Consider the following 13,713-nt stretch of genomic DNA (forward strand, 5'->3'; position numbering starts at 1 on the left):
CCTATGCTTCAATCCCTATCGGGTTTTCTCATCAGCTGCGACGATGTTCCGGGAGAGTCATCTCGACAAGCCCTGCATCGAGCAGGGGCCTCAGGACCTGGTCCCTGAACTTGGTGCGGTTCATCCTGCCGGCAACCGCCGGGAGTTCGACCATGGGCCGCTCGGCCACACACGCACGCAGAACCACGATACTCTCCTGACCGAGATCGATCTTAATCCCAACTTGGTCCCAACTTGGTCCCAACTTGGTCCCATCTTGCCCTGGCCTCCGCAGCACCGGGACAAACTGCCCGCCCGGCCGCGAGGGCCGCACCCGCCATGCCGAGGAGCACCGCCGGCGTCCGGAGAGGGTCGAGGGGGATCAGCCGCTCACCCCCTTCGCCGCGTTCCATTCCCGCACCAGACGGCCGTAACACCCTCGAAACCCTCCGGGTTTCTCATGCTCCTGCCGGTCACTTCGTTCCCGCCCGTCGCACCTCGCAGAGCAGAGCCCGCCCGTCGGCCGACCGGAACACCGCCCTCCCCTCCTCGCAGACGCTGCAGCGCCCGAGGTCCGTCCTCGTCCGCGTGAACTCGGTGTGCTCCAGCACGCCAGGCAGGGTCGTCGGCCCCTTCCCATTTGCACCGGTGTACCGGATTGCACCGCCCTGCACTCTGGAGTTGTCGACAATCAGAGGAATTTTCGGGCCGATATTTCCAATCCCGCCCCTTTCACCCCCATCTTTCCCGTCATGTTCACCTGTACACGGATCACACACACAGTCACCCACAGGCCCCGACAGATCAGGTGGAGAGTGTGTGCCTCCCTTTTCGTGCAATAGAGTACTATGAGAGAGAGAACTCTCTCCTCTCTCTATAGAATAGTCATTCTGCCCTCTCTCCTCCGTCCCCGCTCCCTGCACATCTCCGGTGCAATTTCGGTGCGCACCGGGTGCAAAAGTGTCGTCGTCCGGCGGGTCGGGATCGATCCAGACATATGCCCCGGCCGTCCAGCGGCGGTAGACCTCCAGGTTGAAAGAGAACTGGTGCTCCCGCCGGCGGATCAGGTACCCGCCGGCGTCCTCGGAGATAGTCGTGTCCGCGAACCCGACCGCCGGGCACTTCTCCAGGAGACCTGAGTAGGTGGTGCCGCCGTTGTTGTAGCCGTGGAGGATGCGGCGGGTCTGGTGGTACGAAAGACCGAGCGTCTCCTGGAGCATCTTGATCGTAAACACGTCCCAGCCCATCGTCTCGACGGTCTCCAGGGCGGCGGCCTCGTTCTTCGTCAGCTTCGTCTCCTGCCCGCCGGCCTCGCCGTTGATGGCGGCGTAGATCCGGGCGGTGGCGGCGAAGTCAGACCTGTCGGCACGGATCCCTCCATCGAAGGTCTCCCGCTGGAAGCGGTGGAGGAGGGCGCAGGCCTTGATCAGGTCGAAGAGGATGCCGGGGTTACGGCGGTTTGCCGTGGCGGAGAAGTGCACCCGCCGTGCGTACGGGATAGAGACGTGGAGGCGCTCCTCTTTGAGGCCCTCTCCCAGATCGCCCGGCAGACCGCGAGGGCCGGATCCTCGTCGTCGCCGTCGTCCTCACGCGCCTCCCGCTCCTTCATGTGCCTGAGGACACGCTCGTCCTGCTCGACGGAGTCGGGTCTTCTCCTATCATCTCGTCGATGATCGCAGAGACGGTCTCCTTCAGCCCCGCGGCCGTCAGGCCCCCGGCGAGGCGGTCCCGGAGACGGCCCTCCAGGTCGTCGAGGATGGCGAAGATGAAGGCGTCGAGTTCGTCCTCCCACACTCCGCCGGCCCTGTCGATGCGGGCGTTGAGGAGGCGGGCGAGGTGGCCGTGCTCGTCTGTCACGTCGAGGATGGTGGAGAGGTCCATGACGACGGTGAAGGCCGGGGGGGAGGGTGGCATGGGGGAGAGTCGGAGGGGGAGGGGATAAAGGGTGGGGGTTATGCGATCGCCCGGATCGTCTCCCTCAGCCCGGATGCAAACGCTTCCATCGAATCGAGGTCCCTGAACCCGGCGAGGACCACCTTCCCGGACGAGAAGATCAGGGCGGTCCCCCTCTCCCCGCGATAGATGACGCCGGGGAACTGCTCGGGCTCGTACTCCACGTGCTCCATCTGGAGGGCGACGACGAGGCGGGTCAGGGGGACCTCCGTCCCTATGTCGTCCATGCCGACGATGTTCTGGACCCGCGGCGGCGAGACGAGGGAGGGGTCGATGATGGGGGATAGGAGGGCGAGGAACTCTTCGTATGATGGCCCTACCTCGTCGAGGGACTTCAGGCCGTAGATGATATATTTCCCGCTCCGGTAGACCGTGGCCTTGCCCCGGGAGAGGAGGACGTAGGCGCCGTGATAGACCTTGGGGTCATACGTGTAGGTCTCAGGCCCGAGTTCAGGCAACCTCTGGAAGGGGACGGGCTGGTGGAGGTCGCCCGAACAGACGATATTGACGATTTTCATTCCCGAAAATAGATGGGGTTTATTCTCTCAGATACTTTCCGCCGACAGGAACAAAGCGCGTGGGTTTCTGGATGTCTGTATAGCGGCGGACTCCTTCGAGTTCGAGGGCCATCCAGGTCTTCTTTTTTCCCTCTCCCTTTCTGACCCGCACCCCCTGCCAGCGCTCCTGGTTCTCGACGTACGCCCTCACCTCTTCTCTGGCGAGGAAGACAGCGTCGCCGAAGGTCTCGAAGAAGGTGAGGAGGTCGTCCGCGAGGAGGACCTGTTTGATCCTCGCCTCGCCGACATAGCCGGTGTCCTCGTGGGACTGGTAGAAGACGAACTTCATGCCGGCTTTGAGTTCCTTGAAGACCGTGGCCGGTTTGACAAAGACGGTCCTACCCTCGTCAAAGAAGCGCGTCATGTAGGGTTTGGGTATGGGGAAGGTGACGCCGGTGATCGTGGTCATCTCTTCCTTCTTTCCTTCTTACTGTCATAAATGTCACGTTTACTGAGTCCAGATTGTAGGGGCCTTAGTTCTCCTCATAACTCTTTACGATGAGAGTCTTGGCCCGTTCCAGGTCGGCATCTGATCGGATGGAAATCTCCAGATCGCCGGGGGCCCAGTGGCCGATGTTCCGTACATCCCGCGTAAAACCTTCCTCCAGAGGGATGTCGTCGGGGTTGAGACGGAGGTAGAGGAGCATCAGGTTCGACTGCGGGCGGAGTTCGACACAGGTAAAATTTTTTATCCGCCTGAACGCCGCATACAACTTTGTGACCTTCACCTGGACGTCGTCGCCCAGAGCGAGGGCAAATGCCTTCAAGGCCTCATAGCGGTCCTTCTGATCAGCATGGGAGAGTTCGAGCGCTTCGCTGAATGTTCTATTCCCTGAGACTTTTTTCTCGGCTGCGGGGGCGGGGACAGAATCCCCGTTCTGGACCGTGGCATTCACCAGTTCGAGAAGGAGGAGAGATGTGTCGAACTTCCTGTACCTGATCAACTCCACATTCCTGTTGATCTGCTGGACTGCGTGGATGTCGTACTTCGTGAAGTCGCCGGCAATACAGAGGAGGCGCGGGCCGGTCCAGTCGATGACCTCGTCGCCCTGCTTCTTGAACGTCTTCAGGTAGAGGAGTTCAAATTCGGCCTTGTGGTCGAGGAGCCAGTCGAGGTAGTAGAGGCCCTGGTTGATGACGTTCTCGTTGAGCGCCCGTTTGTACTCGATGATGACCGGAAAGCCGTTCTCGTCGATGCCCAGGGTGTCGATCCGGCCGCCGTGTGTCTTTCCGGTGGCGTACTCGCTGGCCAGGAAGGTGACGCCAAGGAGAGGGTCGAGGTTCTGCTCCATGTAGGTCTGGAGGGACTTCTCCAGGGCGACGGACGATCCTTTCAACTCCTCTGCCTGTGGGGTGTCGATGCGAAAGATGCGGGTGTCGCCCATTGGATCAGTCCCGCGGCGTCTGTGCCGCCTTCATGATGAGTGCAAAGTCCTCCTCCGGGATCGCCCGCATCGCCTGCCCCCTGATATGCCCTGACCACATCTTTTTGTTCGTGATGAACGTCAGGTCAGGGATCAGGGGCTTGAACTCCACCGGCGGGTCGAAGACCTGGACAGTCTTCAGTCTGATCCTGAGGGGGAAGACCTCGTTCCCGAGTTTGGGCGGCGCGGTGAAGATCGGTTTTTCGTCCTCATAGACCGCCGAGGTGATCTCGAAGCACCCGGTGATGGCAGGGGGGAGGGTGGTGTCCTTATCGATCACCTGCTGCCCGACATAGACGAGGAGGGTGTCGCCGGGGTGGGTCTTGCTGATCGCGTTGATGTACCTCTTCGGGACGCCCCAGATCTGCTTTGTGATCGTGACGTCTGAGTTTGTGCGGTTGGAGATGGCGAGCCAGTGGGTCATAGGATGAATAATAGTAGCAGTAATACAAAAGGCTTACATTAGCAATATGATCGAAACATCAATTTAACTACAGAACAATATAATCCACCTAAATATTATCTATTTCCGTAGTATACGCAAATGGGAGTTAGTTTTCGGAATATTTATCGGGAATGCCGTAAATCCAGATATAAGTCTATGCCACAGGATAAACTGCAATATCGAATATTAAACGAACCATTTAAACTATCTAGCCCACAAATAGAAGCGGTCCTTTCCAAAAAAAATAGGGTACGCGTTGTTGCCGGTGCAGGTGCAGGAAAAACAGAAACACTCACACGGAAAATAGTGCACCTGCTGATGGAGAAAAAGGCTTCCCCGTCATCCATCGTGGCATTCACATTTACCGAAAAGGCGGCTCAAAGCATGAAAAGCCGCGTATACGATAGAATCCGATATTTTGGGGGGGATGCAGTCTGCGCCCAGTTAGGTGACATGTACGTAGGGACCATCCACGCCTACTGTGCACGGCTGCTTGAAGATTTCTTTGGGTATGGAGGGTACAGTATCCTCGATGAAAATCAGGAGATGGCATATCTCCATCGATTCGGATGGGATCTCAATATTCTCTCAGATAAGTCCCATTCTCAGAAATGCCAGATTTTTCGGAGAAATCTTAATGTCGTCTATGCCGACATGCTCCCCCGGCATATTCTTAAAGAACGCGCAGAAGACTTTGCGGTGGCAATCCAGACATATGAACAGAGTCTGGACGACCACCGAAAGCTCACCTTCGACCGGATAATCGACATCACAGTAAAGGAACTGGAGAAGCACCCCGAAAAAACCCAGCACATTCGCTATCTCATCGTGGATGAGTATCAGGATATTAATCGTGCACAAGAACGACTAATACAGTTGCTCAGCAGAAATGCCCAACTATTCGTGGTCGGCGATCCCCGCCAGACTATTTACCAGTGGCGCGGTTCCGACGACAGATGTTTCGAGAACTTTGTGAACGAGAAAAATGCCTCGGTTACAGCGGGATTCACGATTGCGGAGAATCGGAGAAGTGCACGTGCCATTGTAGACACAGCAAATGCGTTTGCTCACACATTTGACGGTGTGCAGTATGATCCCATGGTATCTGTCCGCAGGGATGACGGCGGTGCGTACCTGGTGGAAATGCGATCCAATCTGGACGAGGCGAGGTGGATTGCCGAGCAGGTCCAGAGGTATGTGGATGAAGGCACATGCAATTACAAGGACATCGGGATTCTACTGCGCAGTGTGAACACATCCGGTCCGGTGTTCATTGATGAGTTCCGTCGTCTGAATATCCCCTACATTGTCGGTGGGAAGGTCGGTTTGTTCCGCCGCCCTGAAGCACAGGCGGTAGGGAAGTTGATCGCCTGGATCAATGGAGATAAGGGATTTTTCCAGAAGAGCCGCTGGGACTTTCATAACCAGATACGCGGGAATGAACTTCTGGTTTCAGGGATCACGGACTGGTGTGAGATCATCGACGATGAGACTTTATTGAAGAGTCTGCCTGGGAAGTTGGAGAACTGGCGTGGGAACGTGCTTGACGGAGTTTTCACCAACTTCACAGAGATGTACTATGACCTTCTCAGTGTTCTCGGGTATGAGCGTCTGGATCCGGACAATGTCAACGATGCCGTTGTCATGGCAAATCTGGGCAGATTCAGCACGCTGCTTACCGACTACGAAACTGCAATCATGCTGGATGGAAAAAAGCGGAACTGGGAAAAGGATCTGAAGGGATTTTGCTGGTTCTTGAATAGTTTCGCCAACTCAGCCTACGAGGAGCAACCCGGCGATGACATCCGGAACGTGAACGCGGTCCAACTCATGACCATACACCAGAGTAAGGGGCTTGAGTGGTCGGTCGTGTTCGTGCCTGCTGTTGTAGAGAGTCGTTTTCCGTCAAATCTGATGGGCCGTCACGGCACCTGGTTAATGCCCGGGGATCTCTTTGGGCAGGCACGGTATGAAGGTGATCTGAATAGTGAGCGGAAGTTGATGTACGTGGCATGCACCCGGGCCAAGGATGTCCTGGTGGTCAGCTATTTCACAACAATGAACGGGAATGCCCGGAGTCCTGGAGTTTTCGTGATTGCAGGTCCATTACGGGATAAACTGCAGCATTTATCGCAGGCTGATCTGTTGCCCCTTCATTCCCTTACACCAAGTCATGATTCTGAGGAGGTGGTCACCTACGCCACGGGCGAGTTGATCATCTATGGCCGGTGTCCGTACATGTACCGCATGAACCGGATGTGGGGGTATGAACCAGGTTTGAAGCCGCGGATTGGATATGGTCGCACGCTTCATCACTGCCTGCGAGAGGCAGCAGACTTGATCCGGGAGGAGAAACTGGATCCCATTACCGGAGTCGCTGAGGCCGTTAAAACCCATTTTTACCTCCCCTTTGCAGGGCGCGGACAACGAGCGGGTATGAAGGATGCTGCCCGGGAGAAGTTGATCAACTTCGCTGTCACACATGAGGCTGACATGTACCATATCCGTGAGGTGGAGTCGCGTATTGAATTTCCTCTCCAGAATGCCACTGTCGTCGGAAAAGTGGATGTGATCCTCCATGATAGGGAGGGAATCGAAGTGCGCGACTACAAGACCTCAGATCGTGTTGTTTCCCGGGATGAGGCGGCGTTCCAGGTGCGTCTGTACGCGCAGGGTCTGTCAATGCTGGGGGAGGAGGTAAAAAGGGGGTCGATTGCCTACCTTGATGACGCCTCCGTGGCTGACGTGAGTGTCTGCCCGGAGGATCTGGCATCAGTGGTGGCGATGGCTGAGCAGCGTGTGACGGGCATCCAGAACCACGAGTTCCCGGCACAGCCGGGCGAGAACTGCAAGAACTGTGATTACCACACAATTTGTAAATTTTCAAATATGACATAAGTGAGCGAGTATGAGCGACAATTCAGTATCCACATTGCAGAAACTGCTCAGGCAGTTGTTTCAAATTAACGAGGAGACCGCCGATCTTGACTTTGGCATTTACCGTATCATGCACCTGAAAAAGGGCGCCGTTGATGCATTCATTCAGAACGACATTGCACAAATTGCCGATATGGCGGCCCTGAAGGAGGCTGTGTCATCGCTGGCCCGCGAACTGGGAGTGGATCCAGAATGTGATGAAGCGGAACTAGAACGTGTTCAGCAGGTAAATCCGGCAAATGCGGAGTTGTTCCGGACGAAGAGGGATCTTCTGCGGCGGGCTGCCGATATTGGTGAGGCAGGACGCAATGATGTCTTTAATCACCTCATCTCCTTCCTCTCCCGCTACTATGATGAGGGCGACTTCATGCCGCTGCCCCGGGCGTCGTCATCCCGTACATACGCGGTCCCCTACAACGGTGAGGAAGTAATGCTCTACTGGGCGAACAAGGACCAATATTACATCAAAACAGGAGAGCACTTCCAGAACTTCCTCTTCCGGGTCGGGGAGTACACGGTGCGGTTCAGACTCCGGGATGCGGAAACAGAGCAGAACAACACCCGTGACGAGCGGCGCTACTTCATGCTCCATCCCAAATATCCCTTGGAGTATGACGAAAAAGCAAAGACGCTCACGATCTGGTTTGAGTACAGGCAGATCAGCACGGAGGAGAACAAGGCCCTTGGTCAGAATGCCCAGGCAAAACTGGTTGAGCAGGCGTACGATGCCATCCGGATGTGGGACGGGATTGCATTCACCGGGCTTCAGGCCTCGCTCTGTCAGTCCCCCGCAAAAGGCCAGAAAAGTCTCCTTGAGAGGAAACTGGCGCAGTATGTACGCCGGAACACCTCGGATTATTTCATCCACAAGAACCTGGGGCCGTTCCTGCGCCAGGAACTGGATTTCTACATCAAGAACGAGATGATGAACCTGGATGCCATCGGCACGGGTGCCAAGCCCAACCTCCAGCCGTACGTGGATCGCATCTGGGTCATGAAGTACCTGGCAAACCAGGTCATCGACTTCCTGGCGCAGATGGAGAACTTCCAGAAGAAACTGTGGGAGAAGAAGAAGTTCGTGCTCCAGACTGACTACTGCATGACCATCGACCACATCCCGGAGAAGCACTACCCGGCAATCTGCGCCAACGAGCGGCAGGTGCAGGAGTGGAAGAACCTCTATGGGATCGGAGAAGGGGCGCAGCAGACGCTCGGCGGCGGCAAAATAGACGTGGCCTTCCTGAAGGGTCACCCTTACCTGATGCTGGATACCGCCTTCTTCGACGCGACCTTCAAGGACCACCTCCTCGAAGACCTGCAGCACCCGGACGGCACGCCGGTGACGGACCTCGAAGAGGCCATCGGCGGATTGCTGATCAAGTCGGAGAACTGGCAGGCTTTGAACCTCCTGCAGGAGCGGTATAAGGAGCAGGTGAAGTGCATCTACATTGATCCGCCATATAATACAGGAAATGACGGGTTTCTGTACAAGGATAATTACCGGCATTCGAGCTGGTTGAGTATGATAAAGGACAGAATTCTTTGCTCGATGGGTTTTTTATCGGATGATGGTTCTTTCTTCTCTAGTATTGATGATAATGAGGCAGATCTATACGAAGTTCTTTTAAAGGAAATATATTCCCCTACAAATTTTTTAGCTACACTTGTTTGGCAAAAAAGATACTCTCCTCCACCAGATACGAGTAATTTTGGTTATATGCATGAGTTAATCTTCGCATTTCGTTCAAGTGAAAAATTTCAAAGAAATCTGTTACCTCTAACCGAGGAACAAATAGGCAGATACAGAAACCCTGATAATGATCCTAGGGGTCCTTGGAAGCCCACGGACTACACTTGCCGTTATACCGTGGACGAAAGATCAAACTTAAACTATCCAATAATTAATCCTTATACTCATCAAGAGATTTGGCCCAATTACTCGCGTGCTTGGGCGTTTTCACAAGAAGTTCACAAAATAAACGAAAATGAGAATAGAATTTGGTGGGGCTCAGATGGAAGTAATAATGTCCCCTCTCTTAAGAATTTCTTATCAGAAATTCAGCAGGGTTCAATGCCAACTACAATACTATTTCATGATACCGTTGGCCATACCGATGAAGCTGCGAAAGAATTGAGGGCATTTTTCCCTAACATTAAGTTTACTGTAAAACCGACGCGGTTAGTTCGCCACCTAATCCAAATCGGAGCTAACAAAGATTCCCTGATTCAAGACTTCTTTGCCGGCTCAGGCACCACCGCCCACGCCGTGCTCAACATGAACAAGGAGGACGACGGCACCCGAAAGTACATCCTCGTGGAGATGGCTGACTACTTCGACACCGTCATGAAACCCCGCATCGAAAAGGTCGCCTACTCCTCCAACTGGAAAGGCGGCAAGCCGCAGGACACCGACGGCCAGAGTCACATGTTCAAGTACCTCACACTGGAGAGTTACGAGGACACCCTCAACAACATTGAGTTCTCCGCTCGTGACTCGGTCCAGAAGAGCCTCTTTGATCTGGACGGCTACTTCCTCCGTTACATGCTCGACGTGGAGAGCCGGGAGAGCCTATGCCGCATGAACCACAGCACACTGGACCGCCCCTTCGACTACACCCTGGCCCGGAAGACCGCCAGCCAGGATAACATTGCCCGGATGCCCGTGGACCTGGTGGAGACCTTCAACTACCTCCTCGGCATCCACGTCACCACGCTGCGGACCGAGTACAACGGCGAGATCAAATACCGCGTTGTCACCGGCGAAAAGGCCAGTGAAAACGGCATGGAAACCTACCTCATCATCTGGCGGACCACTGCGGGGTGGGGCGCAGCTGAGCTGGCATCCGACCGCACATTCGTGACCGAGAAGATTATGGCAGGCCGTGAATTCGACCACATCCACATGAACGACCGTTTCACTGTGGCGAAGGCCAAGAAGATTGAGGACTCATTCCACCGGCTCATGGAGGGAGACTGGGATGCCATCCGACCTGCTGCGTGATAACGTCGTCCTCGGCTCCTTCATGCACCATCTCCTCGGGGCTGACTCCTTTGAGACCATCCAGGGTCGTCTCCGTGAAGTCAGGGAGGGATTCGACGAAGAGGACCGCAGTTACTACGCCCAGAACATTGCCACCTGGGAGGGCGGGGATCCCCGTATCCTTTGCAAACTGCGGGAATACGACGAGCACATCCTCTCGTACGTGCGCCACATCAACACCAAGCGCACCGGCACCATGCCCATCACGCTGAAGTACTTCCAGTACCTTGCCATCCTGTACACCGAGATCTACCTCGATCGCTACTTCAATGACCGTAAGAACCAGATCGCAGAACTCAATCGGTTTGCACTGAAACACTATGGATCCAAATTCACCTACACCCCCACCGATTTTAGAAAGATCGCCTACTGGATGGCCACCGGCAGCGGCAAGACCCTCATCCTCCACATCAACATCCTCCAGTGGCTCCACTACAACCGGGGCCCAGATGCCATCCCGATTGACAAAATCCTCCTCATCACCACCAGTGAATCACTCTCGGCCCAGCATCTGGACGAGATGAAGAAGAGCGGCATTCCCGCGGAAATGTATCAAACCGGCTACTTTGCAGGCATGCTGAGCCCAGAGACCGTGCACATCATCGACATCAACAAACTCTACGATCAGGAGAAAGAACGCGAAAACACTAGGAATAAACTGGAGCCCAGAAACCCAAAGAACAAGGGATCGAGTGGTGGGGGCGTTCGGGTGGATGTCAGGACCATCGGGAGCCACAACCTCATCCTCGTCGACGAAGGCCATGTTGGATCAAGTGGGAAAGTTTGGCGGGAACTCCGCGATAAGGTGAGCGAGAACGGCTTCACCTTCGAGTACAGCGCCACATTCGGGCAGGCCATCAGAAAAAAAGGAGGTAACATCGATAAGGATCTTCTCCGCACCTACGGCCGTGCCATCATCTTCAACTACTCCTATCCCTATTTCTATGGCGATTACTTTGGGAAGGACTTCCGTCTTCTCAATCTGGAGCGATCCGGGGACACCCCCTTCACCTCCGAGTTCAAGCACCTTGTTCTCCTCGCCAACCTCCTCACCTTCTACGAGCAGCGCCTCATCTACGACACATACCCCGACGAGGTGGCAGAGTACAACCTGGACGCACCTCTCTGGATCTTTGTGGGGCGCACCGTCCAGTTAAGTACTGCTCTCAACGAAAACATCCAGAACACCTCCGACATCCTTGAAGTACTCCGCTTCCTCCATGCCGTGCTGGCAAATGAGGGCAACCGCATTGTGGAGACCATGGCCGCCATCCTTGACGGCAGGTCCGGACTCGTCGACCAGAAACTCAACCGGGATCTCTTTGCACGCAACTACCCCGAAACCCGCCTCGCCTATCTGCGGGAGCGCATGGAAAAGGATGACTGTACTGCCGAGGACATCTACAAGGACATACTCTCCAGACTCTTCCACACCTCCACCACTGGTTCTCTCCAGATCGCCGACATAAAAAAAGCCCGCGGCGAGATAGGCCTCCGCTGCGCTACCTCATCGGGTAACCCTGCAGTCAGTCCCTACTTCGGTATCATCAATATTGGGGACACGGCAACATTCCTTGACGCAGTCCAGGCCGAAATCCCAGAAATCCAGAGGCAGGACGACGAATTCACGCCGTCTCTCTTTACCTCCGTGGCGTACAGGGACTCCCCCACCAATGTCCTCATCGGCGCAAAAAAATTCTCAACCGGCTGGAATTCCTATCGCGTCAGCTGCATGGGACTCATCAACGTCGGCCAGAATGCAGGGACCGAAATCGTCCAGACCTTTGGGAGAGGCGTCCGTCTGCGGGGTAAGAACTTCTCACTCAAGAGAAGTGCTGGCAGCGGCGATGTGGTGCCATCATATATTCCCGCCCTCGAAACGCTCCATGTCTTTGGCATCGGCGCTGACTACATGGAGATATTCAAGACCGAAATGGGAGAGGATCTCCCACCGGAACCGAAAAAATGGACAATCCCAACCACCCCGTCCCGAAAGTATCTGGAATACAAACTCCTGATCCCCCGCTTCAGCGAGGCCCAGTTCATTTCCCGGCGGGTAATTACCCCGGACCCCAGTGGACCTCGCTCCACCGTTCAGGTGGACCTTGACCTCAGGCCCCAGGTCGAGACCTACCAGAGGACCACACAGGGAACCGGGATCGGAGATCAGACCCTGACCCTCCCCATTCATATCAAACCAGAATATCTTGACATGCTGAACTGGACCCGGATTTACTTTGAGCTCATGGACTACCGGAATGAACGCGGCTGGTACAACATGGTCTTCGGGGAGGACACGCTCAGGGCCATCATGGATGCAAAGCCATACACACTCATCTGCCCTGCAGCCCAGATCACACCACGGTCCTATGAAGACCTCTGGAAAATCGAGCAGATTGTCATCAGCATCCTCAAAAAATATCTCCTGCGGTACTACAACAAGGAAGTCAGTCAGTATGCCAAGGAGACCGTCGATGTCCAGATTCTGGACGCCAAAAACCGCAACATGACCGTCACCTACACCATTCAGGCCCCATCCACCAACACCGAGTTGATCGCCAACCTTCAACAACTCATCGAAGAGGGCCTGAAGCAGTTCAACGCCGGGGAAGGAGATGAATTCAACACCGGCCTGAAGAATGTTCATATCGAGCAGCACCTCTACCAGCCCCTCCTTGCCCTAAGCAAGGGCTCGCCCTTAGTGATTCAACCAACTGGGCTACAAGAGAGCGAGCAGAAATTCATTATGAACCTCCGTACGTATCTGGAGCAGAATCCCCAGATTTTAGATTCCACACACCTGTTTGTGATCCGAAATCGGGTGAAGTCGGGGGTGAAGTTCTTTGAAACGGTGAATTTCTATCCTGATTTCATTATTTGGGCAGTATGTGGTAAAACTCAGCACCTCCTCTTCGTGGATCCGCACGGCCTCGGTAGAATCAACAGTTTCAAAGAAGAAAAAATTGAACTGTCAACAACAATCAAAACGGATTATGAACCACGGATCCAGGAACGTCTGATGCAGCACAAAGAAATCGAACCCGGAACATCAGTGTATCTTGATTCAGCGATTATTGCCGCACCCGACACACCAAAGGCGGTGATCAAACAGAATTTTGGTGTATCCAATGATGCTGAATACAACAAAAATCATGTTTTCTTCCCCGAAGATGAAAATTATATCGAGAAATTACTTGGAATTATTCTGGATACCAACTAAAAACATAGACCACCAAATTTTTTCTGTGCGACTATAATGGGAACCCACAAAATTGCCTGAACTGCTCCATTTTGTGAAAAAAGTTCATTCTGTTTATATTCTCTTCACGCTGAGATCCAATGTCATTGTAAACATCACATTTCAAGTAGCCATGCGGA

At 54.6% G+C, this 13,713-nt stretch carries 11 protein-coding genes; 4 read left to right on the plus strand and 7 right to left on the minus strand.

Annotated features, from left to right (window positions below):
- Positions 1 to 31: 31 nt before the first annotated feature.
- Positions 32 to 187 carry a hypothetical protein gene (locus MEFOE_RS14015; protein WP_160329519.1) on the minus strand — a complete coding sequence of 52 codons (156 nt, stop codon included), beginning with the start codon at positions 185 to 187 and terminating at the stop codon, positions 32 to 34.
- A 58-nt stretch (positions 188 to 245) separates the two neighbouring features.
- Here MEFOE_RS14015 and MEFOE_RS14020 point away from each other — a divergent pair, with 58 nt between their 5' ends.
- A complete protein-coding gene (locus MEFOE_RS14020; RefSeq protein ID WP_160329520.1) occupies positions 246 to 413 on the plus strand; it encodes a hypothetical protein in 168 nt (55 codons plus the stop codon).
- Between the two features lie 39 nt (positions 414 to 452).
- On the opposite strand, the gene MEFOE_RS08655 is transcribed toward MEFOE_RS14020, so the two are convergent.
- From MEFOE_RS08655 to MEFOE_RS08680, 6 genes are all read right to left on the minus strand, one after another.
- Positions 453 to 1,460 carry a hypothetical protein gene (locus MEFOE_RS08655; protein ID WP_067051116.1) on the minus strand — a complete coding sequence of 336 codons (1,008 nt, stop codon included), beginning with the start codon at positions 1,458 to 1,460 and terminating at the stop codon, positions 453 to 455.
- Between the two features lie 124 nt (positions 1,461 to 1,584).
- Positions 1,585 to 1,893, minus strand: a complete 309-nt coding sequence (locus tag MEFOE_RS08660; protein WP_067051120.1) for a hypothetical protein — start codon at positions 1,891 to 1,893, stop codon at positions 1,585 to 1,587.
- Positions 1,894 to 1,931: 38 nt separating this feature from the next.
- Entirely contained in the window at positions 1,932 to 2,450 is a 519-nt protein-coding gene (locus MEFOE_RS08665; protein WP_067051123.1) for a TATA-box-binding protein, read from the minus strand.
- Between the two features lie 19 nt (positions 2,451 to 2,469).
- On the minus strand, positions 2,470 to 2,898 hold the full coding sequence (locus tag MEFOE_RS08670; protein WP_067051127.1) for a DUF365 domain-containing protein: 429 nt from the start codon (positions 2,896 to 2,898) through the stop codon (positions 2,470 to 2,472).
- A gap of 64 nt (positions 2,899 to 2,962) precedes the next feature.
- Complete coding sequence (locus MEFOE_RS08675) at positions 2,963 to 3,874, minus strand: DUF5655 domain-containing protein (RefSeq protein ID WP_067051130.1); 912 nt, start codon at positions 3,872 to 3,874, stop codon at positions 2,963 to 2,965.
- A gap of 4 nt (positions 3,875 to 3,878) precedes the next feature.
- Complete coding sequence (locus tag MEFOE_RS08680) at positions 3,879 to 4,337, minus strand: EVE domain-containing protein (RefSeq protein WP_067051133.1); 459 nt, start codon at positions 4,335 to 4,337, stop codon at positions 3,879 to 3,881.
- A gap of 177 nt (positions 4,338 to 4,514) precedes the next feature.
- Here MEFOE_RS08680 and MEFOE_RS08685 point away from each other — a divergent pair, with 177 nt between their 5' ends.
- From MEFOE_RS08685 to MEFOE_RS08695, 3 genes are read left to right on the plus strand one after another with little or no spacing between them, the layout of a single operon-like run.
- The gene (locus tag MEFOE_RS08685) at positions 4,515 to 7,256 is read left to right on the plus strand and encodes an ATP-dependent DNA helicase (protein ID WP_067051136.1); all 2,742 of its coding nucleotides are present in this window, start codon (positions 4,515 to 4,517) and stop codon (positions 7,254 to 7,256) included.
- A gap of 10 nt (positions 7,257 to 7,266) precedes the next feature.
- Entirely contained in the window at positions 7,267 to 10,296 is a 3,030-nt protein-coding gene (locus MEFOE_RS08690) for a site-specific DNA-methyltransferase (protein WP_067051139.1), read from the plus strand.
- The gene (locus MEFOE_RS08695) at positions 10,274 to 13,555 is read left to right on the plus strand and encodes a DEAD/DEAH box helicase family protein (protein WP_067051142.1); all 3,282 of its coding nucleotides are present in this window, start codon (positions 10,274 to 10,276) and stop codon (positions 13,553 to 13,555) included. Before MEFOE_RS08690 ends, MEFOE_RS08695 begins: the two co-directional genes overlap by 23 nt.
- The last annotated feature ends 158 nt before the right edge of the window (positions 13,556 to 13,713 follow it).

This window comes from Methanofollis ethanolicus (assembly GCF_001571385.1).
Classification (GTDB): Archaea; Halobacteriota; Methanomicrobia; order Methanomicrobiales; family Methanofollaceae; genus Methanofollis; species Methanofollis ethanolicus.